This window comes from Bartonella sp. AS69XJJH, from assembly GCF_042195585.1.
Lineage (GTDB): Bacteria > Pseudomonadota > Alphaproteobacteria > Rhizobiales > Rhizobiaceae > Bartonella.
Genome location: NZ_JBHIOO010000001.1, coordinates 292,024 through 317,535, shown reverse-complemented (window position 1 = coordinate 317,535; position 25,512 = coordinate 292,024). Strand labels below are relative to the sequence as shown.

16 protein-coding genes, 3 tRNA genes and 1 pseudogene are annotated in these 25,512 nt (G+C 36.0%); 12 read left to right on the top strand and 8 right to left on the bottom strand.

Translation table 11 applies throughout. The features are described 5' to 3' along the window. The first annotated feature begins 1,087 nt into the window (after positions 1-1,087). From ACFIK6_RS01230 to ACFIK6_RS01195, 8 genes and pseudogenes are all read left to right on the top strand, one after another. A complete protein-coding gene (locus ACFIK6_RS01230; RefSeq protein ID WP_375641443.1) occupies positions 1,088-2,278 on the top strand; it encodes a hypothetical protein in 1,191 nt (396 codons plus the stop codon). Continuing rightward, positions 2,275-3,480 (top strand): ATP-grasp domain-containing protein, encoded by a 1,206-nt coding sequence (locus ACFIK6_RS01225; protein WP_375641424.1) that lies wholly within the window; start codon positions 2,275-2,277, stop codon positions 3,478-3,480. Before ACFIK6_RS01230 ends, ACFIK6_RS01225 begins: the two co-directional genes overlap by 4 nt. A gap of 23 nt (positions 3,481-3,503) precedes the next feature. Beyond that, positions 3,504-3,677: a hypothetical protein gene (locus ACFIK6_RS01220; protein WP_375641444.1), complete on the top strand. Its 174-nt coding sequence runs from the start codon at positions 3,504-3,506 to the stop codon at positions 3,675-3,677. Beyond that, positions 3,647-3,964 (top strand): annotated as a pseudogene (locus tag ACFIK6_RS01215) (YqcI/YcgG family protein). Before ACFIK6_RS01220 ends, ACFIK6_RS01215 begins: the two are co-directional and overlap by 31 nt. An 11-nt stretch (positions 3,965-3,975) precedes the next feature. Continuing rightward, the gene (locus tag ACFIK6_RS01210) at positions 3,976-4,215 is read left to right on the top strand and encodes a YqcI/YcgG family protein (RefSeq protein ID WP_375641423.1); all 240 of its coding nucleotides are present in this window, start codon (positions 3,976-3,978) and stop codon (positions 4,213-4,215) included. After that, positions 4,208-4,522, top strand: coding sequence for a cupin domain-containing protein (locus ACFIK6_RS01205; protein WP_375641422.1), 315 nt, complete (start codon positions 4,208-4,210; stop codon positions 4,520-4,522). The genes ACFIK6_RS01210 and ACFIK6_RS01205 overlap by 8 nt, the downstream gene beginning before the upstream one ends. Positions 4,523-6,334: 1,812 nt before the next feature. Further along, complete coding sequence (locus ACFIK6_RS01200; protein WP_375641421.1) at positions 6,335-6,580, top strand: hypothetical protein; 246 nt, start codon at positions 6,335-6,337, stop codon at positions 6,578-6,580. Continuing rightward, positions 6,573-7,793 carry an MFS transporter gene (locus tag ACFIK6_RS01195; RefSeq protein ID WP_375641420.1) on the top strand — a complete coding sequence of 407 codons (1,221 nt, stop codon included), beginning with the start codon at positions 6,573-6,575 and terminating at the stop codon, positions 7,791-7,793. Before ACFIK6_RS01200 ends, ACFIK6_RS01195 begins: the two co-directional genes overlap by 8 nt. Before the next feature lie 467 nt (positions 7,794-8,260). Here the strand turns inward: ACFIK6_RS01195 and ACFIK6_RS01190 are convergent. The 4 genes from ACFIK6_RS01190 to rplU all read right to left on the bottom strand — a co-directional run bounded on the left by ACFIK6_RS01190 (position 8,261) and on the right by rplU (position 14,601). After that, a tRNA-Ser gene (locus ACFIK6_RS01190) sits at positions 8,261-8,350 on the bottom strand. Positions 8,351-9,974: 1,624 nt separating this feature from the next. Next, positions 9,975-12,506, bottom strand: a complete 2,532-nt coding sequence (gene ptsP, locus ACFIK6_RS01185) for a phosphoenolpyruvate--protein phosphotransferase (RefSeq protein ID WP_375641419.1) — start codon at positions 12,504-12,506, stop codon at positions 9,975-9,977. Positions 12,507-13,851: 1,345 nt separating this feature from the next. Continuing rightward, positions 13,852-14,121, bottom strand: a complete 270-nt coding sequence (gene rpmA / locus ACFIK6_RS01180; RefSeq protein ID WP_273723965.1) for a 50S ribosomal protein L27 — start codon at positions 14,119-14,121, stop codon at positions 13,852-13,854. 12 nt (positions 14,122-14,133) lie between these two features. Beyond that, the gene (gene rplU / locus ACFIK6_RS01175; RefSeq protein WP_375641418.1) at positions 14,134-14,601 is read right to left on the bottom strand and encodes a 50S ribosomal protein L21; all 468 of its coding nucleotides are present in this window, start codon (positions 14,599-14,601) and stop codon (positions 14,134-14,136) included. Positions 14,602-14,886: 285 nt separating this feature from the next. On the opposite strand from rplU, the gene ACFIK6_RS01170 reads away from it, so the two are divergent. Next, positions 14,887-14,976 (top strand) — tRNA-Ser (locus ACFIK6_RS01170). 4 nt (positions 14,977-14,980) lie between these two features. Here the strand turns inward: ACFIK6_RS01170 and ACFIK6_RS01165 are convergent. The 4 genes from ACFIK6_RS01165 to ACFIK6_RS01150 all read right to left on the bottom strand — a co-directional run bounded on the left by ACFIK6_RS01165 (position 14,981) and on the right by ACFIK6_RS01150 (position 21,457). Beyond that, complete coding sequence (locus ACFIK6_RS01165) at positions 14,981-15,112, bottom strand: hypothetical protein (protein WP_375677279.1); 132 nt, start codon at positions 15,110-15,112, stop codon at positions 14,981-14,983. 217 nt (positions 15,113-15,329) lie between these two features. Continuing rightward, the gene (gene pgi / locus ACFIK6_RS01160; RefSeq protein WP_375641417.1) at positions 15,330-16,994 is read right to left on the bottom strand and encodes a glucose-6-phosphate isomerase; all 1,665 of its coding nucleotides are present in this window, start codon (positions 16,992-16,994) and stop codon (positions 15,330-15,332) included. 189 nt (positions 16,995-17,183) lie between these two features. After that, a complete protein-coding gene (locus ACFIK6_RS01155) occupies positions 17,184-20,321 on the bottom strand; it encodes an efflux RND transporter permease subunit (RefSeq protein ID WP_375641416.1) in 3,138 nt (1,045 codons plus the stop codon). Further along, positions 20,318-21,457 carry an efflux RND transporter periplasmic adaptor subunit gene (locus tag ACFIK6_RS01150; RefSeq protein ID WP_375641414.1) on the bottom strand — a complete coding sequence of 380 codons (1,140 nt, stop codon included), beginning with the start codon at positions 21,455-21,457 and terminating at the stop codon, positions 20,318-20,320. Before ACFIK6_RS01150 ends, ACFIK6_RS01155 begins: the two co-directional genes overlap by 4 nt. 366 nt (positions 21,458-21,823) lie before the next feature. Here ACFIK6_RS01150 and ACFIK6_RS01145 point away from each other — a divergent pair. The 3 genes from ACFIK6_RS01145 (at position 21,824) to rpsU (ending at position 24,763) form a co-directional block, all read left to right on the top strand. Beyond that, positions 21,824-21,900 (top strand) — tRNA-Arg (locus ACFIK6_RS01145). Between the two features lie 769 nt (positions 21,901-22,669). Continuing rightward, positions 22,670-24,343, top strand: coding sequence for a formate--tetrahydrofolate ligase (locus tag ACFIK6_RS01140; RefSeq protein ID WP_375641413.1), 1,674 nt, complete (start codon positions 22,670-22,672; stop codon positions 24,341-24,343). Between the two features lie 186 nt (positions 24,344-24,529). Next, complete coding sequence (rpsU, locus tag ACFIK6_RS01135) at positions 24,530-24,763, top strand: 30S ribosomal protein S21 (protein ID WP_273722477.1); 234 nt, start codon at positions 24,530-24,532, stop codon at positions 24,761-24,763. Positions 24,764-25,512 lie beyond the last annotated feature (749 nt).

The window sequence follows — 25,512 nt, the reverse complement described above, 5'->3', positions numbered from 1 at the left end:
ACTCTCCATAAGTTAAATTGTTTTATGTCTAAAATCTCTTAATGTTTAATAAGGTGTTTTTTTACTCGTCTCTAAACAGAAAAACACAATACTCACGCATTTGTATAACTTATTAACTTTATGATAAATGGCGGTATATAGACTTAGTTTTAAGATGAATTTATATGTTAGACAGCTTAAAATGAGATTAAGTATTTGTAAAAAATATATTTTTTGTTCACACTCCATACCCTGCCATTTTTTAACGAATTCTAGTAGAGTTTCTGAGGATTACTTCTATAACGTTGTGTAAGCATATAGAAATGAGTTAGATCTAAGTATAAATTTCCTCCTAAGAGCTAATACTAGATTGCACTACATAGGAATCTAATAAAATCAACTCAATCCTTTCTCAAACCACTGCCCTCGCTATAAGCATTTAATATCCGATTCCTTCAAAAAGCAGCAGAGCAATTCTCGGAAAACATCGCTGAGATATTGAAATATGCCTTGCAAAGCGTTTGAATCAAATGTTTCACTATATCTTTCGGTATACTCATAAACTGAAACTAAGAATATTATAATAAGACCTCAAACAACGACGACGCCCAAATCAGCCGTAACAAAGCCTCCTAAAACTGAACCAATAATACCTTGCTATGAAAAGACTACGATGCAAAGGCTTTAATACAACTGCATACCTTAGCGCTAATGCCATAAATGTTTCTGATAGATAACGAAGTTTGTTGTCACAACAACATCTAACAACGATCAATAGAAAAACCTCAACCTTGAGTATAAACAAAATCAACTTGAAAGCGCAAAATATATCTCTAGGACATAGTTATGTTCGTTATCTGGCTTTCCCCTTATTGGCAAGCCCCCCACAAGAGACACAGTGAAAATACCAGCCTCCATCGCTACTCATTCTCATGAAAATAAGCTATCACTACCATAAACATCAGCGTTCAATTTTTCCCGATCAAAAAACTTGACATTCCCAGTAATATGTGTGTGTATTCATTATTCGTAAACATGTGTGCTGATTTATAATACTGCGTGTTTTAAGAGATTCCGAAATGGGGGGGATGATGTGCACAAACAGCAAATGTTTCGGTTTTATGGGCTTGTTGTCCTGCTTTATCTCTCTGATATGGTTCTGTTCTTAAGTAATCTTTGGAATGCTTATCGCATAACATCCTCATCTGTTTTCCTAGGCGTAACCATGGCTTTGGGCACCCTTATGCCCTATCTTTTGAAAAAAAGCGGACTTGTGCGCATTAAAGCCTCACTGCGGTTGGTCGATTTATACAAAAGGCGGATCATTATCTATAGCCTTCTTTTATTGATTGCACTTTTTCATTACGCTGATACCCCCTTTGGTTTTATCGCTGTCTCTATCTCTATCGGCTATCTCTCTTTGATTACCTTAAGCACACTCGAGACTTATAATACTAAACTAGCGCTTAGTGGTTATATTAGTGCCCAAAAGGCTTCCCGCATTATGCAAACAGTGGTGCAAATTGGCGCCTTTTTGGGAGCAGCATTGAGTGGTTATCTCTTAGAAGCAACCAGCCCTCGAGGGGCAGCAGCTGAAATCGGCTATAATGGTTTGATTGTAGCACTTTGTGTGTTTGACATCATTATAAGCCTTATAGCCGGATATATCATCTTTTGCGATGAATATAACGCTACAGATACCACAGCACCTGCAACCGATAAGAAGACAGCACCCACACCGCAAGCGGATGGACTCTCCCGTGAGCTTAAACTTTTATGCGTCTGCATAGGACTTATTGGCTTTCATATTTGCGCTTATAATACGCTGGCAACCATTCTTTTTCAGAGTGTGAAAAATTTTGGCTCTGAATATTATGGGCTTTGCAGTGCGGTTGCGGGCATGGGCGCTTTTTTGGCTGCTTTTATCAAAATCCCTCGCTTTGAATTTATTCTCCCAGCCCTTATGTTGAGCGTAGCTGATCTTATTTTTAGCACCACACAATCGCCCTATTTGGCTGTGATCTTTTGCTTTTTTATTGGCTTTTCAATGAATACCATGCGAATTAATGCCCGCAAACATACGATTGAAGCGACTAAAACAGAGGATCAAGCAGAGCTGGTGGGAAGCTATAGCGGCATGCTTTATACTCTCTCCCAATCGGCAGGTTATGTTATCCTTGGTCTTCTTACAAGCTCTGCCCTTATGGGTCCTCAAGCAGCTGTTTATCTTCTACCCCTTATAGGCTTAATAATCTTTATTTATGTTCTTTTCCTTTTATTGCAGCGGAACAAAGTATGAGAAAAACTATTCTTATTGTCGACCCTTTCTCCACGGGCGCCCTCTATGGTCCTGCTTTGCAAAAATTAGGCTATGCTTGTTATGGTGTTGTCTCTCAACAAGCTCCTTTTTCACACTATATGCTTTCTTATCAGGGAGAGGGCATGGCAGAAGCGAAACTTCATAATGTAGATGAGATAAAGACACGCTTTCCTATCGGCGCAATAGAGTCTGTGGTAGCAGGCGCCGAGGTAAGTATTTATTGTGCAGATCAATTGGCGGCTTATTATAATTGCCCTGGGAATAATCCCTCAACCACCGATTGGCGACGGAAAAAGGCAGCAATGCAAAAGCGCCTTTGTGAAAATGGTTTATCTTACATCCAATCAAAAATTCTTACAAAAGACAATTGTACTCTCGATGGTTTTGAAAGTCCCAGCGGCTATGTGGTAAAGCCAAACGATTCTGCTGGAAGCGATGGTGTTTTGTTTTTCTCGAGCCGTGACGAAGTAGCAGCGTGGATTTCTGAGATTGACTGGACTCAGAAAAATATTTTTGGCACACCTAACGAGACTTATTTGCTCCAAGAAAGATTGGAGGGAGAGGAATACATCGTCGATGCCATTGTAAAGGGAGATGCTATAAAGATATGTGCTTTATCACGATATAAAAAAGGTATTCATAATGGAAGTGCCTTTGTTTATGAATCGCTTGATGTACTTGATGCTCAAGATCCCTCTTATGCCCCTCTTATCTCTTATGCAAAACAATGCATTCGCGCGCTGGGGATTGAATATGGACCCGCGCATATGGAAATCATGCAAACAACTCGTGGTCCAGTGATGATCGAAGTAGGAGCCCGCCTCCACGGAGGAATTGCGCCAACTTTATTCGCGCATTGCTATGATGATGATTTACTTGAAAGCTCCGTTAACCTTATTGCGGGCATGTTTTCGCAAACACCAAGCCGCCTTAAGAAAAAAGGGCGTATTATCTTTCTTATCAACAAGATCGACGGTCATATTATAAAAGATGTTAACGTATGGCGACAAAAGCTTCATTCTTGGGAAAATATAGTTCATTTTATGCTCTTTTTTAAAGAAAACGAGCCCCTCCCTCTAACCATCGATTTAAATACCTGCCCGGCCATTATAGCAATTTGGGGACACAGTGATGATGAATTATCAGCTTTGGAAAGGATTATTCGTAGCAATTTCTTATAAAATACAACAATTAGGAGGAAAACATGGATTCAGCAGCACAAATAATTGAAAATATAGACAAATATGGAAAATGGAAGCAGGTCGTTTTTAAAGAATTCGATGCAACCATGAATAACACAATTAGGCCTTTTCCCTGCCTATTCGGTGTAAATGGATACTCAAAAATATGCTTAGATTTGGATTCTACAATAAGTTGACCGCAAAAAATATGATGGAAGACCTGATAAATTATTGCGATAACTATAAAAATTTTGGAAAGAACACATCTTTTGTTGCATTCGAGGAACCTGCCCCCGTACAAAGTATCGAAGTTTATAGAGAAAAATTCTGGTCTATGCTGAAAGATTTGAGAATGCTTGATGACCGAGAATGACCTAAGCATATACCCAAAAATATGGACAATCCTCTATGGGAGTTCTGCTTTCATGGCGAACCTATGTTTATAGTTTACAATACCCCGTCTCATATAAACAGAATTAAGTAAGTTCTATATTTATGTTAACTTTCGAGCCTAGGTGGTTTTTTTCTGATCTACTAGATACAGAACAAAAAGCAAAAAATGCATTCTCCGCTGTAGGAAAAAGACTTGAACCTTTTGACATTATCACAAAATCCCCCTTTTTAGGAAAATATGGCGATCCTCAGAATAGAGAGTGGACGCAATATTTCTTGCAAGATAATAATATTGAATCCCCACCTTGCCCATATCATATAATGGAGCACGATAATGACTAAATTTTCTAAAATTAAATTAAATAAAAATATCTATGATATATTAAAAATGATGATGCCAAAACAAGGATCAATAGAGATACAAAGAGACTTTTCCAAAAAAATACACGATTGGCATATTCACAAGGTCGATGAAACTCTCTTAATTATAGAGGGAGAGTTAGATTTTTTCTATAGCGAAAAACGTATAACCTGTACACCAGGAGATATTATACATCTACCTGCCAATACAAGACACAAATCAATTGCAGCAGAAGTAGGATGCATATATGCAATTGCTACAGAAAATCTCACTATTGGAGATAGGTAACTGCTCGCTCTTTAATAGACTCTAATGGATTCTTTCTCATACAGGATTTTACTCTTTTACTCCTGCTTCCCATAATACGCCCCTAGGTTCTGTAGAAGATAAGGTTCTGAAGTTTACGGACCCCACCCCAAACCAACATAGAAATTTTTTAGAAACCGCATTTTACAGCACACAATAGAGCGTTATTCTTTAGGAATAAAAAATGTATCAGGCTTAACGGATTAAGCAAAAGGGAAATAATTTTGTTTATAGCTTTATTATCGAGCATTCACGAATAGATTCTGGTATTATCTCTATCTGGAACTTCCTCTACAGGCATGAAGCAAAAAAGTCATCAAGCATATTTAGTATACCTAATGACAGCTGTTATTACCATGCGTGATGGCTCTAATGTAGGTGGATTTGAACTTTTAAATAATTTGTTTAACTCTTGCATCACTTTATTTCCATATTTTTTAAATAATATTCAATAACTTAAGTAAAATAAATATTTTTGTTTTGGTGTGTTGTTAATCTAAAGCATATGAAGATAATATATTAAAGAATTAAAATATTTACATGTCGAGATTGAAGCAGCCCTATTTTACCAAAAGAAGAACTATTATAACATAGGTGAATTTAGCTATTAATCTTTTGTTGCAAACAAGTGGAAAAAGAATGCTGAATATAGAAAAGATTACATAAGAACCTTTAACAAAAAGGATTAAAATTTAGAGAAAGTTTCAAGGCATAAAATAAAATTTGTTCTATCAGTGCTGGCAATTTTTTCCAGTTAATTTATTCTACAGATATCATTAAGGCTTTCTTCTAATCACATCGTCTATTATTAGAGGGAGATATGTGATTGTTTTTCGAATTGTGACAGCATACAAATTTCGTAATTTATTTTGCCCATTAGAAGATGTTGGTTAGTTAAATAAGTTAAAAAAATACGTAGCATTCGGTATAAGGCACTGTGTATGTATAAAACTTCTCAGAATGATCGTGTTATAGCAATGTTGAAGGAGTGCCTTTTGGGGAAAGATTGTACAGCAATTACGAGTATCTCTAGGAAGAAAAGCGCTGATTTTTAGAACAGAGAGAAACCATCGATCATAACAGTTTATTAGGCTAAACGCAGAATATTTATCCTAATAATTAATGGTTAAATTGTAACAGAATAGGTTTTTGATCATCATAAAGAAAAAGGTAGAGAGCGTATTTCTTTTAGTTAAGGAAGAGTGTTGCTCATTTTTCTTTCTAAAAGTAAGCAAATTCAAAGATAATTTTTGTTCTTATAGTGGTGAGAAAATAATTGTCGAAGTCCGTGAAGAGGAGATTCCAATATATTATTACAAAGTTTAATAAAAGTTGAAATACTTAAAAAATCTTTAGTTCCTATGATGATTTAAGAATACCAGATTAGGATACGAGCAATTCAAGAACTAAAAACTTTGTGATAATATTGGTTTAGAATTACATCTTGTTCATTCAGACGAGATGAGCCAATTATTATATGTCATAGAACCATATGGGGGAGAAATTTAAAAAAAGCTTATCCAGAATCTGACTTAAAGGTTTTGGAAACTTTAGTAGTAAGATTGGCTTGGTCTCATGTTGCCCAAAAATTAGCACCCAATCTTGTTGTGACTAGACTAAATTTAGAAGATCTGCTCACTGAAAGTTTTTATAATATTATGAAATGATAAAAATATTAATATTTCTTCTTGTCCCGTACATGAAACGAATGCTATTTGTATTTGTTATCCGCTGCACCATTATTCGAAATATATTTTAGATGGTTGTCACCTGAAATATGCCTTGGAAAATTATTTGGCAAGAGAGCATACTTATATGTATTGGAAAGCAATTTCCTATTATTTGTCTCAATCTATGGGCGCAACGTTGCCAAATATAGAATCCGTACTGACAGATGACTTGCAAAAAATAAGTGCCTATAACGTATTTGAACTAAAATTTTATGAAAAACTGGAATTTAGTACCGAACCATATTCGACAATGGAAAAAATCATAAAATGGCTTGAGTCTTTTTTTAAGAGTGGGAAGGCTATTGCGTAATTCTGTTTTTCTTATGATTTTGATTGGTTGTTTGACGAGTTTTTGTGCTAGTGGTGTATTATCTATTGGCCTTTCTTTATTACAATTCCAAGATACAACGGGAGAAGCATCTGCTACTTTAAATGTTGTTAATTTAATCGCAATTGGAATTGCAGGCTTATGTTTGGGAAATGTGTTGGTACGCTATCAAGGCTTTATAATTGGGTTTTATAGTCAAATTATTTGCGCTTGTTTATTATCGTTCTTATTATTTATAAACAATCCGGTACTTATTTTATTTGTATTTTTTTTACTTGCTCTCTTGATGGGGGCTGATAACCCAAATAACAATAGTGCCTTAAATCAGCTGGTTCCAGCTCCCAAACAAAAAGCTGGAATTTTTGCATTTTATACTAGTTGCTGTCAGTTTTTTGTTATTATATCCCCATTGCTTATATATTTTATAATTGCCCATTTTGGGCACAAAACAGCCATATCCTTTATTGTATTGATTTATCTTTTGAATGCCAGCTTATGGTTTCGTATAAAGTCTATACAACAAATAAACAGAGTAAAAGAACTATTAAAAAAGCCATCTCAAAAAACTTATGGAGTTGGTTTTCGGTGCCTTTGGCGGATTTCTGCGTTGCGTTTTTTAACGATTAATCGTATTTTGAGTAATTTTCTCTATACAGGGCCTATTGTTCTATTGCCACTTGTTCTTGCATCTATAACACCAGATAATATAAAATTTACAGCTATTCAAAATTCTATTTTTTCTTTGTCAGCACTGGGTTTTGTAGTCAATGGTCTTATCTCATCCTATTATTTACGGAAATTTCCATCTTTAATTCGTTTTTTTGTATGGGGAACACCGGCTTTTGCAGTGATCGCAATCTCTTTTGTTTTATATTTAAATTTTACTCAATATTCCCTTTATATTATGGGTTTTTTATTAGGTATTGGACAATTTTATTTTAGGGTATCGGGAATAACAATTGGACAAGCTATCACACCTAGTGAAAATTTAGCCGAAGTGATTTTGGCAGGCGATGCCAGTGTGCGCATCGTAACAGCTTTATTCTCTATTGTGCTTTTATATGCAGGAAAACTTTTTTCATTTTCTATATTATACGTCCTGTGTATATTTATAGGTTTTTTCGCCCCTTTATTTATTTTACACGGACTATCTATTTATATACAAAGCTTAGAGATAAAAGAAAACGCCGCATAAATGATATTCAATTATTATATTACGTCAGCCTTTTTTTGATTACCGTATAGATAAAAATTTTGTATAAATATTCATGCCATTAATTTTAAATGAGCACATTGCGTGAGAAAAGCTTAGGTATTTGTTGCCTCTCGTGTAGATAAAACGCATTTAGCCCGTTAATCGGAATTACAAATAGCACTATGATCACCATTAATTCTGAAGCTTTATCAGAAGTTAGTGATAATGGCAAAATCCCTTTATGATATTTGAAAAGATCGTTTATGCTAGATCAAGTTATCTAAAGATCGAGAGGATAGGAGCTTAGAAATTATAAAATTCATGGAAATTCACCAGCAATTTCTAGTTATACATAATGACAGACACAGATCAGCACAAACTGGTCAATTGAAAACAATAAAAATCCTGCAAATCCTGAGCTTTTTAAGCTATGTCATACAAGCATATGAAAATTCGTTTTAAATTAATGGCGGAGAGAGAGGGATTCGAACCCTCGATATGGTTTCCCATATACACGCGTTCCAGGCGTGCGCCTTCAACCACTCGGCCACCTCTCCAGAAGTCTCGCACTATACCCAGAAAGAAATAACGTGCAAGCCTAAATTATACATTCAAAGTTCAAAAAAGAAATTCATTTATTAAAGTAAGAGCTTATATCTGTTGAATAACAAGCACATCCCTTCTTTTTAAGAAAAAACTTTTTCCGTGGATAGGTTTGTATAATACAATAATGGGAATAAAAAGATTGTCACCAGTCATAAACTTTCATGCTCATTTGTGCACTTTCTGCTTCACAAAAAATACTTCTCTTAAAATTGGCATACAGTCCATGGTTTTACACAACCAAATAATTAAATATCTCTCGCTTAACACCATTGATTACCCTAATAATAAATAGCATAATAACGATATAAACTTCTTATATCCCTAATATTAAAATTGTTTATCCAAATAGTAAATTTTATTTCAATAAAAATCATTTTCAATCTCCTTCTTTCCTCCAAGGATGAAAATACTTAATCACTATAACTTTGATTACAAACATCTCTCTCTTGAAATGAGATCTACCTGTTCATCACTTTTATGTTTCAGACAACATATAAGATATTGATTTATAAATATAAATTATCGTTCATGCATCATAAAAACCTCGAATATCGTGATTTTTTTCATCATAACCCCTTTCATATTGAATTAATTAAAATCACTTGCTTATACGTCATAAGCGGAGATAGTATGTGGGGGGAAGTACATTTTAAGAGATGATAAATACCTCTTATGCATTTTTTCAAATAGCACGAATTCTTGCAACACTGAGGGCTGTAAAATAGTGTTATGATGTCAATTTTCTCTTTCATAGGATTATAGAATAAGCCCTACTCTAATCCTCTATTCAATTTCACAGTTCTATATTTAGGTGATACTAAAGAAAATAAAACTTAAACAAAAAAGACCTTTGCATTTTTAATTTAATATGCATGAATATATCTTATTTTCTGAAATGAGAAAATAGTCTCATTTTTTTCAAATACACAATCATAACGATGCAAAGCTATTTTCATTTTTAGCCTATACTTTTAAATTCAGCTTTACAGTTTTCAAAATATCTAAAGTAATCTCTATTATTTAAAAGAGATTACGTACTCTTCATACTTTTGATTATTGCATTCTTTAAGTGAGATATGCTCTCATAACAAAACAAGATACTCTAAGAATACTATTTTCTTTCTCATCCACACGTTTGTTAAAAAAACATCTCTTAAAGCTTGTCATATCTATCTCATACGGTGTCTATAAATGGTATAAAATCTGTTGGATAGCTTCATCTTTCCTTAAATAAAAAATACAAGCCAAGTACCATCGCGCTATTTATCCCCTAATGTTGCAATATCCCTTGCTATTTGAGAGAATACATAAAAGGCTTTTATTCTTTCCTAAAGTGTTTTATCCATACGTTACTCCTTCTTGTAACGTATAAAAAAATAATTTTTATTAATTCAATATAGAGAAATTTAAAACGAGAAAACTCTACGATATTCAGGGCTCTCATTATGTAAAACGATAAATTACCATTATAAATTAATATACTGCCTATAATCGTCCTAAAGGATAATGTTTTACAGCACTAAAGACCTGATTACTCTGCAAAATGAGCTAGCTCATACCTCTTAATGTTCTTTATCACCTTATATCCCTGCTTAGAGCACGTACAGCTCGTGCCGTTTCACATTGTAATGCTTTTTGTGCTAAAATTTTCATATCTTCAAAACTATGAGTTTGTAAACACGCCTTTACTGGAGAAATATCGCAAGATATCATAGAAAGCTCATTAATTCCCAATCCAGTCAAAATCATTGCACCAAAAGGATCTCCAGCCATACCACCACATACACTAACCCAACACTTATGTTGTGCAGCTCCCTGAATAGTCTGATAAATCATACGCAAAACTGCTGGATCAAGGCTATCAGCTTCAGACACAAGGTATGGATTTTGCCGATCAACAGCCATTGTATACTGTGTTAGGTCATTGGTTCCAATTGAAAAAAAATCAACATGGGCGCTCAATACATCTGCCATAATGGCCGCTGCTGGAACTTCGATCATAATACCAAGTTTTAATTTTGGTGCATCAATATCGTTGCGGATTTCCTCTGCAATCTTTTTTATAGCGACAATCTCTGAAACAGACATTACCATCGGAAACACAATCCATAGATCTCCACCCTCTTTTGCTGCTCGATACAAAGCCCGTAATTGAGGCACCAAGAGATCACGTCGACGTAACAAAAGCCGCGTTCCTCGAACACCTAAAAAAGGATTGTCCTCTTTAGATAAATGTAAATGCGTAACCTGTTTATCCCCACCAATATCGAGCGCACGAATAATTAATGGCTTATCTCTTACAGCTGTAATCATCGCCCGATATGTATTAAATTGTAGCTCTTCATCCGGAATATGTGGATTCTCTAAAAACAAAAATTCTGTGCGCATGAGTCCAACACCTTCAGCCCCCAAATCAAGCGCAATAGGAACCTGACTTGCGTAGTTGACATTAGCCATAATACGAATTCTTTGACCATCTGTCGTTTGCGCTGGTAACCTACACGCACTTGTTTCACTGACACGTTTTTGCGCAACAGTATCAATATGCCTTTGAGCATCTTCAACGTCTTCAAGCGTAGGATCAAGGTAAATAAACCCGTTATCGCCATCAATAATAGCCTGAATATCAGACTGAATCGCTAAAATATCATCACCTGCAGCAACAACCATTGGAATACCAAGAGTACGCGCCAAAATAGCTGTATGAGATAACGGACCTCCCCATGCTGTTGCTAATCCTTTTACCCTTGTACAATCAAGTTGTGCTACATCAGAAGGAGAAAGGTCATTTGTAACCAGAATTACACCATGTGGAATATCATTTAAAAAGAACGATCTATAGGATGGATTGATTTCACCTAAAACACGTCGACCAACATCAACTAAATTAACAGCACGTTCTGCTAACAAAGGGTTATCTACCTTAAAAAACATATCTGAAAATTGACGAACCGCTCTATCCCAAGACCAAGCTACACCATGACCTTCCGCTATAAAACGACAAGCTTGAGCTATTAAATTTTCATCTTCAAGCAAAACCATTTGCGCAGAAAAAATCGCTGCAGAATCTGCGCCCATACGCACTGTAATATCAGAAATCACAGATGCCATTTTATGTTTTGTTTTTGTAAGAGCATTTTCAAGACATGCTGCACCAGCTGCAAAATCAATTGGCTGATCTATTATGGAAATATCATTTTGCCTTAAAACAAAAATCTTACCAAATGCTAATCCTGAACTCGCTCCAACACCAGAAATGCCTTTTTGCATAGAGCGTGGATACCAACCATGAAAAGCCTTTGTTTGAGATTCCATTGCTCTCATCAGACATTTTTCACTAATACTCACTTTTTTTGCAATAGCAATGGCATCATTGAGAAGTTGTGCTCCTTCTGCAGCATCTGTAGAAAAAATCAGAACATCACCGTTTTTTGCTCCTAATTGCAATAAACCAACCAAATTTTTCATTTCAACGGTATATTGACCATGGCGAACTCTGATAGAATTTTGAGCCTTTTTTGCAAAATCAACCCAAAGAGAAGCTGGTCGTGCATGAAGACCACTTGGATAATCTAAAGTCCATTCCTGACATACCGAAAGGTCACCAATAAAAGTTTTTTCTATCTTCATATCTTGGTCAAACAAAGTTGTAACAATTTGCTGTTTGTCCATAGTTGTTGCAAGTACTTCAAGCTGTTTTTTATCAAATAAAAGAGACGTCAATTTTTTACAAATTTCTCTATAGCGATCTGGACACGCTGCAATGGCAATAACCAAATGTGCTTTTTTGCCATCCTGCCACTCAACACCAGCAGGAACCTGTATAACAGCAACAGCATCCTTGATAATTAAATCACGATTTTCAGCCATACCATGAGGAATGGCTATACCATTTCCAAACCAAGTATTGGTTGTTTCTTCACGTGCAAGCATGCTTGCCAGATAACACTTATCAACGGCACCAACCTGAACAAGCAATTCAGCAGCAGCATAAATTGCATCATTTTTATGATCAAAAGCAGCTGCAAGTTGTATAGATCTTATAGACAAGATTTCACCATCGGCAAAATCTATATTCATTGCTTCTGCTTTCTCATATCTCATCATGAATTCAAATTGCCTCACATTTGAACACCAATATCTCTGATAAATTCCTTTTCAAAGCTGCATTTCCCAAAATACAAGCTATAAATACCACCACAGCTTTATTTATATTTTACGGAATATAGCTAAGTGAGGTGCTTAAAAGCATCACGCACAAGTTTGCCTTTACTCTTTTACTTTACAAAGACAAAACCCCGATTTTTACAGCACCAATCACCTGAAAAACTATGTTTTAAAAACGCTCTCATCCTCCAAAGTTATTCAACATAACTTTTCATTATTCCCTCTACAAGAAAGCATCCTTCCCAACCATCCGTAACTTCAACTAATATTTTAACTGATTCCTCAAAGTTTATTTAACCTATCATCCCTCTTTATAAATTCATTACATAATTAAAAATTGCTCCATGCAACTCATCATCTTTAAAATTCCGTGAAGCTATCCTATGATACAAAACCCTCAATATATAACATTTATATATTTTAAGCTCCTCCTTTACTTCAATCAATATCGCAAACACAATGCCCCTTGTCACCATTTGCAAAGTATGGATATCCCCCAAGCACCATCCATAATCAACTACCAAAATCAAGAAAAACTCTACAAATAAGATAAATAAAGTAAAAAATGAAAAGAAATTATTGCCTTAACCCTAGCTCCTATGCTTGTTTATTTCCAACAATGCACCATAATAGTGAAATCAGAAAAATATTCTTGAAGAGCGCTGATTGCACGTTGGTTATTTTTATATCTTTAAACACCGTCCTCCTTAAAAATATAACTTCACTTTCGATTTACCGAAAATTCCTTAACGCACGTCACTTTCAAAGTAGCTTTGACTGCCATCTTATAGATTTTTTATCCCTATGTCCTTTTAAATGAATAGCCTCATCTATCCACACCACTACCTAAAAACAGTATAACAACTCATCAATACCACAATGCCGATATAAAGATTCATCTTTATCAAAATGATTACATAAATAATGCTTTCATTAAATTTCTCATAATTTCCTGAAAACAAACTGCTTCTCTTATAAAGAAATTACTAGACACTTCTTCATGTATAAAAAGAAAGTCTCTCATCACTATTATTATACAGAAATTTATCAACAAATTCTATCATAATACCAATAGGTTCAGTGCTAAATACTAACATCACACAAACTTCTCCCCTCATTGAGAAAAGCCATTTCCCCAATTCTATCTTTTTCGTTATATCTTCTACATTTACTATAGTACCAACGCAAAAAGGGAAAGATGAGATTCTATCTTTCCCTTTTAATACTTATGAAACCACAACTACAATTCAATGAAAGCTTATTGGTTGCTAGAAAGTGTTACAGATTACTCTGCTGCCTCCACCATAGGAATGACTGAAACATAAGAACGATTACCCGCTTTGCGTTGAAAGGAAACCTTTCCATTTGATAATGCAAAAAGCGTATGGTCTTTTCCAATGCCGACATTGTTGCCAGGATGCCAACGTGTACCACGCTGGCGAATAATAATATTTCCAGCAATAACGGTCTCACCACCAAATTTTTTAACGCCTAAACGTTTCGATTCTGAATCGCGACCATTACGCGAGGAACCACCAGCTTTTTTATGTGCCATAGACGCTCTCCTTTAATCTTTCTTACTCTTTGATGCTACAGACGCTTTCTTCTGCGACGCAGTCTTTTTTTCAGCCGTTTTTTCAACAACAGCAGCAGCTTTTGTTTCTTTTGGTGCAGTTGCTTCTTCTTTTATCGGTTTCGCAGCGACTTTTTTAGGTTTTGAACCACCCATTAAAATTTCTAAAACACGAAGCCTCGTAAATTCTTGACGATGACCACGCGTGCGTTTAGAATTTTGACGACGGCGCTTCTTAAATGCGATAACCTTGCGCCCACGTGCCTGTTCTATAATCTCAGCTGTCACCAATGCATCAGCAACGATAGGGGTACCAATAACCGCATTACCTTCTTGCCCAACCATCAATATGTCATTGAATTCAACAACATCACCCGCATTTCCACTAACTTTTTCAACTTTTACCACTTGATTAGCAACAATGCGATATTGCTTACCACCAGTTTTAATGACTGCGAACATTTTTTATCCTTCCGTTCACTCCAGCTCTTATTTAATTTCTACCTTGAAATAAGGGAAAATAGGCTGCTTTTTATCAGTCGTAATAGATTTTAAAGAAGGATAAAACCTTCTTCAACACAAATATGCGCAGATCTCCCCACGCTTATATTTTGTATATATGAAGGAATTTCTATTCTCTGTCAATAAAGTCCCATAAAAAAGAAAAAAAGGTTGTACCAAAAACAATTGAAGGTTATCTACCCCTTATACACTCAAATAGTGCTGATTTTTGTTTCACTTTATTATGGAGAGATGGCTGAGTGGTTGAAAGCACCGCACTCGAAATGCGGCATAGGGGTGACTCTATCGGGGGTTCAAATCCCTCTCTCTCCGCCAAAGTTTATAAAGCAATATTATTAAAATGTTGTAGCTTGCCAGCGGTGTAGCTTGCTGTAGCTTGCCAGCCCAGCGGTGTAGCTTGCTGTAGCTTGCCAGCGAGTTTTGTATATTTTGCCACTAGGTTTTGTACCAATCCATTTTTCAAAGGGTCTTCAAAGACCTTTCAAAGCTCTTTATCGTTTTTGCGAATAAATTTTCATTTTTACAACTTTTGCACTTTTTTGATTTTTTGTTACATAAATCCAGTTCAGATAATAAGAGAACGCATAGTACAATTGAAAGAATTATCTCATATTTCTCTCTCATTCTACTTTTGCTTAGTTAGTACAAAACCTACTGTAAAATTATATTTATTTTGCACGTCTTGCTTGAATATGTGCTAGCAACCCTAATGTTGAACTATCACGATTATCCGCTTTACTTTCTCCACGAAGAATTGGTAGTAACTCGTTTGCTAATTCTTTACCAAGTTCAACACCCCATTGATCAAATGAATTAATATTCATTAAAATCCCTTCAACAAAAGTACGGTGTTCATAAAGCGCAATAAGACGACCGAGTGCAAAAGGTGTTAATAAATCTTGAACTAGCGTAATGCTAGGACGGTTTCCTTTAAAACTTCTATGAAGTGCTAAATGATTTGCTTCATCCTCATCAACTCCATTTTTTATCAAGATATGCCGAGTATCTTCAATACTACGCCCCTTCATCAATGCTTTTGACTGTGCTAAACCGTTTGCTAGCAACATCTCATACATAGAATGTAAATTTTTCTCATGCCCTTTTATAAATAAAATAAACTCTACAGGAATAATATCTGTTCCTTGATGAAGAAGCTGAAAAAAAGCATGTTGACTATTTGTGCCTGAATCCCCCCAAACAATTGGACCACTTGAAAAACTTAATGGTTTTCCATCCAGCGAGACTTGCTTACCATTTGATTCCATATCAAGCTGTTGTAAATAAGCTGGAAAATGTATTAAACGCTGTGCATAAGGAATGATAGAACGTGATGAATAACCACAAATAACACGATGCCAGAATCCTAAAAGAGCAAAACGAATAGGAATATTTTTATGCAAAGGCATAGTTTTAAAATGTTGGTCCATTTGCAAAGCACCATTGAGAAATTGGCGAAAATTTCCACCACCTATTGCACACATAACAACAAGTCCAATGGCTGACCAAATTGAATAACGTCCTCCAACCCAATTCCAAAATTTAAAAACTCTTGTGGAATCTATGCCAAATTCTGCTACTTTATCAAGCGCACTTGAAACAGCAACAAAATGCGTACAAACGGCTTCTTCTCCTAAATGTGAACAAATCCACTGACGTGCAACTTGAGCATTTACCATTGTTTCAGCCGTTGTAAAAGTTTTAGAAGCAATGACAAACAGCGTTGTTGCTGGATTCAAAATAGAGAGAGTATCAGAAATATGAGCACTGTCAGCATTCGAAACAAAATGACACTGTGGACCATCATGATAAGGTTTTAAAGCATATGTGACCATTGCAGGACCAAGATCAGAACCACCAATACCAATATTGACAATATCACTTATTCTCTCGCCACTGTTTCCCTTATAGCTGCCATCACGCACCTTTTCAGAAAATCTTTCCATATCTTCAAGGACGTCTTGAATATCGCGAATAAGATTATGACCATCCAACATGAAAATTTCATCCGCAGGTAAACGTAATGCAACATGAAGAACTGAGCGTTTTTCAGTTGTATTAATCGCCTTACCAGAAAACATTGCATCACGCCGGCCTAACACATCTGCTGCGACAGCTAAATCATCTAGAAGTTGCAATGTTTTAAATGTCACGCCACATTTTGAAAAATCGAAAAGAAGATCATCAAGTCTGAGGGAAAAATGGGAAAAACGCTGTTCATCTTCTACAAAATGCCGACGAATATCATAGACCCCATCCTTTGCAGCATGGTTTCGTAAAGCTTTTAATGTGGCTTCAAAAGCCTTTTCATTTCGAATCGAAAAGCTATCTCCCATAAGCTTATCCTATATGGTTATTGATAATGAAATCTATGCCTAAACAATAACAAAGCAGAAAGCGTCTCCTTTATTGCTCGCTATTTTCACTGCTCACATCAAAATGAAGGAATATACAAAATAAAAGGATAAGATCCGAAAATGATATTTTTACAAGAATAAACTTTCAAATCTTTTCTACCAGATACATCATTTAACTTGATTGAGTTCTTTTATTAAACGTAAATCTTCTTCTGCTTTTGGTCTTATAAAACGCCCCAAAAAAAGATACGCAACCGGTGTGACATAAAGCGTAAAAATAGTTGCTAAACCTAAGCCACCAACGATAACCCAACCTAAAGCTATACGAGCTTCTGCGCCAGCACCTTTGGCTAAAACCAAAGGAATACCTCCTAAAATGGCACAAATCATTGTCATACAAACTGGACGAAGGCGAATGTTTGCTGCTTCTTCTACGGCTTCACGCACGCTTCTTCCCTGATCGCGTAATTGATCTGCAAATTCAACAATGAGAATACCATTTTTTGCCATAACACCAATTAACAAAATTAATCCAATTTGGCTGTAAATATTAAGACTCACACCGCTTAATAGCATAGCAATTACAGCGCAACCAATCCCTAATGGGACAGTGGCCATGATAATGAATCCTGAAATAAAGCTTTCAAACTGAGCAGCCAAAATCAATAAAATAATCAAAAAGGCAATACCAAAAACAATCATAAAATTGGAAGATGTTTCATTAAGCGTTTCGGCTTCCCCTAAGGGAACCAAATAGGTTCCTTTCGATAACAAAGGAGAAGCAATTTTCTGTACAGTTTGGTAAGCTTCCCCTAAAGCGATATCTGGAGCAAGATTTGCGCTTAAAATAACAGCACTCATGCGTTTTTCCCGTTTTAATTGGGGGGCGATAGCTTTTTCATGTAAACGCGCAATAACCGATAAAGGAACATATCGATTGTCTTTAGTCTTTAAGAAAATATTTTCTAAATCACTAGGACTCTTCATAGAATTTTTACGCGATATCAATTTAACATCGTAAGAATGATCATCCACGTTAATGGAACCAATCTTTTTACCATCCAACATTGCTTGTAATGTATCGCCCAAATTGGTGATATCAATCCCTAAATCAGAGGCTTTTTTTCGATTGATTTCAATAAAAAATTGCGGTTGTGTTGCATCAACAGTAAGGCGTGGGCGAATAAAACGCGGATCATCTTGTAAAGCACTCACCAGCTTATCAGCAATGGGTTGTAATGTTGCATAATCATTGCCAAGAATTGCAAATTGTAACCCTTGCCCAGTTCCGCTCACACCTAGAGAATTTCCCTGCGCAGCAAACACAAAAACTGCAGGAAACTGTTTAACCTTTGCATTAACATCTTTCACAATTTCTTGCTGACTACGTAAACGTTTATCCCAAGATGAAAGCAATAAAATCAAAAAAGCAGTATTGGGTGAACCTCCAATACCCGCGATAGAGTAACTGTTAGCAATCTCCCCTGCATCACGTAATGGCTGTAGACTTGCTTCAATTTGCTCTACCTGCTCGTTCAAATATTGTGTCGAAATCCCTTGTGGTCCATTAATGACCAAAAAGATCACAGCTCTGTCTTCTGCTGGCGTTAATTCCTGTTGTAGCTTCGTATAGCCTCCAACACAAAGACCCCCAAAAATAAGTGAAGCAAAAACAACAGCCCAAGGCTTTTCTAAACACTTATGCAAACTGTAAGTATATGCCTTATGAAAAAAAGTACCTAATTTATATAAAAAAGTAAAATAATGATGGGACTTTTCCTCTTTATCCTCAATATGTTCTTTGAGAAAACGTGAAGCCAACATGGGACAAAGTGTTAAAGCAACAATTGAAGAAAGCAAAATAGAAATTGCCAAAACAAAACCGAATTCTCTAAAAAGTCCTCCAACTTGCCCAGGAAGAAAGGAAATAGGAACAAACACAGCCACTAATGTCAATGTTGTTGCTAAAACAGCAAAAAATACTTCACGTGTTCCTATCACCGCCGCTGCTCTGGAACCTAATCCCATGTTGCGCCACCGAACAATATTCTCAAGAACAACAATGGCATCATCCACAACAAGCCCTGTTGCTAAAACAAGTCCTAAAAATGTGAGAATATTCAATGAAAATCCTACAAGATAAATAGCTGCAATGGTACCAATCAAAGCGACAGGAAGAGATAAAGCAGGTATCAGTGTTACACGAATGTCTTTGAGAAAAAGAAAAATGACCAAGACAACGCTCAAAATAGCAATGACCAACGCAACCTCAACCTCATGAAGGGCACTTTTAATAAAAATTGCATCGTCATTAATAACGTCTATATGTACAGAAGAAGGAACAATACTTTTGAGATTATCAACAACAGCTCTCACACCTTCAGAAATATTAAGAGTGTTGGATTGTGCTTTACGTACGATACCTAATCCAATACCTGTCTTTCCATTGATACGAAGAATAACCGTTTCTATATCCGGCGATAAAGTAACATGCGCAACATCACCAAGATGCACATGAGGCTTTAAAACAACTTGTTCAAAAGATTCTGGTGTTGTTAAACGTGCAGTAGCACGTACAACTAAAGTTTGCTTAGAATTGCGTAATGACCCTACTGGCACATCTGTTGTCATATCAGCAAGAACACGTGAAATATCTGCTACAGTTAATCCATAACTTGCAAGTTTTGCTTGATCTATATCAATCTGAAAAATCTTTGTGCGAGCACTATCGACCTGTACATCACCAACACCATCAACAGCAGAAATAGCATCAACAATCTGATCGTTTACAATCGTGGTTAAATCATCAACACTCATTGTTGGTGACGTCACAACCAAATACATCATGGCAGCAGCATTCGAATCTGCTTTAATAATCAAAGGCGAATCCGCATCTTTCGGTAAAGAATAGGTAACACGGGAGAGAGCATCACGAATATCAGATGCCGCTACATTCAAATCAACACCGACATTAAAATTAATCTGCACGCGGGAGCGTCCAAAAGAAGACGTTGAAGAAATCGTCTTAACACCTGAAACACGAGAAACAGCATCTTCTATAACTTTTGTAACTTCACGATCAATTGTTTCTGCCGATGCACCAGAAAACATCGTCACAATCGTTGTTACGGGAGTATCAACATCGGGTAATTCTCTTACATCAACATTTAACCATGCTGCAAATCCTGCAATGATGATCATAGCATTCAAAACAAGAGTAAAAACCGGTCTGCGAATAAATAAGGTAATGAGACCACCTTGCTCCACCTTTGACGTAGGCTGTTTTGTGCTCAATTCTTGGCTCATTGTATATCCATTCCATAACCTGCTGATAATTGCTGTTGATGGGACTTTGGATCATCAATAGTTACTTTACTTCCTGGATAAAGCATTTGCACCCCTTGAATGACAACCTGATCACCATTTTCTAGGGCAGCTTTCACGAAAACCTGATCCGCTTTATGCTGAATAATTGATACGGGTATAGACTCTACTTTTCCTTCTCTCACGCGCCAAACGAATGACCCTTTACTGTTCCATTGAACAGCAAGAGGATTAACGACAGGAAAAGAACCACCATGAAATTGCAAGACAACAGAAAAGGACATACCAGACATGAGCGTATCTTTTTCATTATTAATTTCAACCTGAGCATGAAGTGTGCGACTTTCTGGATCAACGATATTATCAATCGCATAAATATGACCAACAAAAGATCTATCTGGCTGCGCTGTTAACGTTGCCGTTACCTCATCTCCTTTATGGATGCGCGACACATATCGTTCAGGGGCCCATATATCGACCAAAATACGTTCTCTATTCTCAATACGGCCTATTACAGTATTAAGGGCTACATTATTCCCCGCATCAACGGGCAAAATACCAACAACTCCAGGAATCGGTGCACGAATTGTTCGCCTATCGAGCTCTAATTCAGCATTACGCAAAACTAAATTTGCGTTATCCAACTCTAAGCGTGCCATAATTTCTTGAACTTCCGTTGCTGTATTGCTGGCGCGTAATTTAAGAATGCGCGAAAGCGTTAACGCATTATTATCACGTTGTACTTTTGCTTTTGCAGCCGCTATTTCCTCTTTTTTAGAATCAAGCTTTGCAATCACATCATCGGCTTGTACTTTTGTGCCAGCTGATACAAAAAGCTTATCAATAACACCTGAGGATAAAGGGGTAAGATCGACTTCTGCAAGAGCTTTTCCACTCCCAAGCACGTTAAGTTGTTCATAAAGATCTTGAACTTTTACAAGATCAACGACAACATTCACCGGTGGTCGTCCCATTTTTTCCTTTGAAGCTTTATGGGATACTCCTGTTTTATCCACTATAGAAATGGGTTGTTCTGCACTCTTTTTTCCAGCCCAATAAGTAACCGTTAAAACAACGATTAAAAACACTAATGGAAAGCTCTTTTTTAATAACGCCATACACCCATCCTTGCTGTGTCATGTTCATCTGAAATAGTTTTCAACAGTAATATCGGCGTTTTACACAAAAACCATACAGCGGGTGTATATATCTTACCCCCACCGCAAAAAACACATCTCATCCCTGCTTGACTATCTTTCATAGATTAAAACGTCAAGTTAACTATCGTTCATATTGCTTTGTACGGTCAAAACAAAAAAATGATCAAATCAAAACCAACTGAAACAATAATATATTATATCCTTTTTTAAAATATCTCATAAAAAAGAGAGATTTTTTTATGACGCCCCAAGTTTCACTTGCATTTCTTGAATGAAACGATTAGGAACCTTTTGTCTTAGACAATGTAAAAAATTGAAGTGTATGCACCCGTAGCTCAGCTGGATAGAGCACCAGACTACGAATCTGGGGGTCAGGAGTTCGAATCTCTTCGGGTGCGCCATCTATCAATATAATACCTTACTTATAAAGTCAGGCTTTTTAAATTCTTTATTTTGTGATTTATTTTTACCTATCTTTGATTTTTTTGCATTTTGTTATTTCATTCTGTTGTGAGTCGTTTCTTTAGCTATTTTGCTAGAATAGGATGTTACGAGTCCTTCAATGCAGCCCCAAGGTGCTTTTGTTAGCTAATAATCATAGCGATTGCGTGAGTAGCGTGTGTTGTTGTTTTCTTTTTTCAATCTATGCGCTTGTTTTTGGTCTCTTCCGGATTATACTCTCTAATCAGTCAGGTAATTTTTCACGTGCTGATTTCTAATTTTTCCATAACTGGATATTTCTGAATATTTTATTTCTAGCAGTTCCAACTTAAGAGGCACTTCAGATGTGCCACCATAAATTCCGGTTTATCACCATATAAAACTTTTTCAGTGTGTTGTTGGAAAGAATAAATAAACTACTTCTCAAACGTACCACCATCAAACACTTATGGTATCCATTAATATCATCAGAATTTTGTTGCAAACCAAAGCTTCTTTTCGAAATATTTTTAATTGAATTAAACGTATTTTTACTGCTTAAAAGCAGAGAGATTCTTTTCCTAAAAAACAATAAAACTCTTCTTGTGCTTCTTTAGCATTATCTCTTGCATGGCATATCATCGACTTCTATGATATCTTAACATTTTTTGTTCTCTATGAATTCTTCTAATTAATTCATGGGGTACAGATCCCGAACATTAATAAAAGTTAAGTTTAAAGAATTTTTCCATGCTTAAAACAGATATTGAAATTGCTCGCACTGCTAAAAAACAACATATTATTGAAATTGCACAAAAAATTGGTATCTCACATGAAAATCTTATTCCCTATGGCCATGATAAAGCTAAAATTTCTTCTGAATACATAAAATCGCTTAATAAAAATCCAGATGGTAAACTTATCCTCGTCACAGCTATCAATCCCACACCTGCCGGAGAAGGCAAAACAACAACAACAGTTGGACTAAATGATGCTCTTAATCTTATTGGTAAAAAAACAATCGCTACCTTGAGAGAACCGTCTTTAGGTCCCTGTTTTGGCGTAAAAGGTGGTGCTGCTGGTGGTGGTTATGCGCAAGTCGTTCCAATGGATGACCTTAATTTACATTTTACCGGTGATTTTCATGCTATTACAGCTGCTCATAATCTTCTTGCCGCGATGATAGATAATCATCTTTATTGGGGCAATACTCTAAACATTGATCCACGTCGCATTGTTTGGAAACGCGTTCTTGATATGAATGACCGTGCATTGCGCGATATTGTTATTTCATTGGGGGGCATAACAAATGGTTTTCCACGCCAAACAGGTTTTGATATTACTGTTGCGTCAGAAATTATGGCACTTCTTTGTCTCTCTGAAAATTTAGAAAACCTTACACAAAGACTCAAAAAAATTATTGTTGCTTATCGTTATGATAAAACGCCCATCACCGTTTCTGATCTCAATGCGGAAGGTGCAATGGCAGTTCTTCTCAAAGATGCTATACAACCCAATCTCGTACAGACAATTGAAAATAACCCTGTTCTCGTTCATGGAGGACCTTTTGCCAACATTGCTCATGGTTGCAATTCAGTTATAGCAACAAAAACTGCTTTAAAACTTGCTGATTATGTTGTCACAGAAGCAGGGTTTGGAGCAGATCTTGGAGCAGAAAAGTTCTTCAATATCAAATGTAGACAAGCAGGTATTGTACCAAATGCTACAGTGATCGTCGCAACTATTCGTGCATTAAAAATGAATGGTGGTGTGGATAAAAATAACCTGACAGAAGAAAATATCACCGCTTTAGAAAAAGGAACAGCCAATCTTTTACGACATATAAAAAATATGGAGCACTACGGTATTCCTTGTGTTGTGGCTATCAATCATTTTAACAGCGATAGCGATGCTGAAATAAAAACATTACAAAAAATAGTTGCAACAACTGGACACAAAGCTATTATCTGTAAGCATTGGGAACAAGGTGGAAAAGGCGCTATAGAACTTGCACAAGAACTCGTTACCTTGATTGAAGAAACACATTCTCATTTTAAAGTTTTATATCAAGATAATATTCCACTCGTTCAAAAAATTAATTGTATTATAACAAAACTATACGGTGGGCGTGGCGCCGTCATCCCAACCCCTATTCTCAAACAACTTGAATCTTGGGAAAAAGAAGGTTTTGGGGACTACCCTATTTGTATGGCAAAAACACCTTATTCTTTTTCTTCTGATCCCAAGCAATATGGTGCTCCTGTTGATTTTGAAATTCCCGTACGAGAAGTTCGTCTCTGTGCGGGAGCCGGCTTTATTGTTGTCATTTGTGGAGATGTTATGACCATGCCGGGACTACCCCATTATCCCACAGCTGAAAAAATTCATCTTGACGAAAATGATCAAATACAAGGACTTTCATAAATTTATAACCGTAAATTCTATCATTCATTATAAAAAGCGTTTTATTGCAAAAAGAATAGAATTTTAAAAAGCGATATAGACAAATGCCTTCTTTATATGATATAGGTGTTTGTCCTTTTGGATATGCCTTTAAAAGGACGTAGGTTTTTCCTATCATTTATGACACTGAAAAAAGCAGGATAGATAGTGCAAGTACTCGTTCGTGATAATAATGTTGACCAAGCGCTCCGCGCGTTGAAAAAAAAGATGCAGCGTGAAGGTATCTTCCGTGAAATGAAAATGCGTAGTTATTATGAGAAGCCATCTGAGAAGCGTGCTCGTGAAAAGGCTGAGGCTATTCGTCGTACACGTAAGCTTGCTCGTAAGCGTGCGCAAAGAGAAGGTTTTGTTAGTAACGGACGAACTGTTGCGGCGAAGTAATATACTTTATGATATTATATAATTGCATAAGCAATAGATAATAAGCTACTAGAAGATTTTATTTTCATAGGCGGTTTTAATAAATTGCTTTTGTGTAGGTTTTCTTGTGCAATGTTGTATAGTATGTTAGTTATTTGAAAATAATAAGGTTTCTATCATAGAGGTGGCTTTTATTTCACTCTTATATTTCAAAAATAGATAACAAACTACACTTTAGATATTTAAGTGACTTGTTCCTCTGTGAATTGAGTGTGAGGTGTTTTATTATCACTTTTCGCTATAACTTTTCTTTTTCTGGATATCTCTTAAATAACTGTTTTTATGTGAAAATTTCATGATGATTTTCTTTTTTGTCATTAAATATTCTACATCTTTCGAACATCCTAGATCAGATTGCAAAACAAAAATAACTATCGCAATATGCGGTTGTGTGTAAAAATATTATATCAAATGCATAATCCTCTTTCCCTTCAGTTATGTAACAAAACGATATAATTCCATAACTTTTTATATCTCTTGCCTCTGTCTCTCTAGAGGATGACGAATTTCAACCACTGCACTACAGATTCTTTTTTCTTGCTAAATGTCTTCTATTTATCACTTATGTAATTACCCTCATAAGTGTATCGAATAAGCCCTTCTATTTCATTCAACTTTCTTCTATACAGAGTTAGAGAAAAAGAAAATTGACAATAAACAGAGAAACCACTGTATTTTAATATGGATGAATGTGCCTTTTATTACCATTT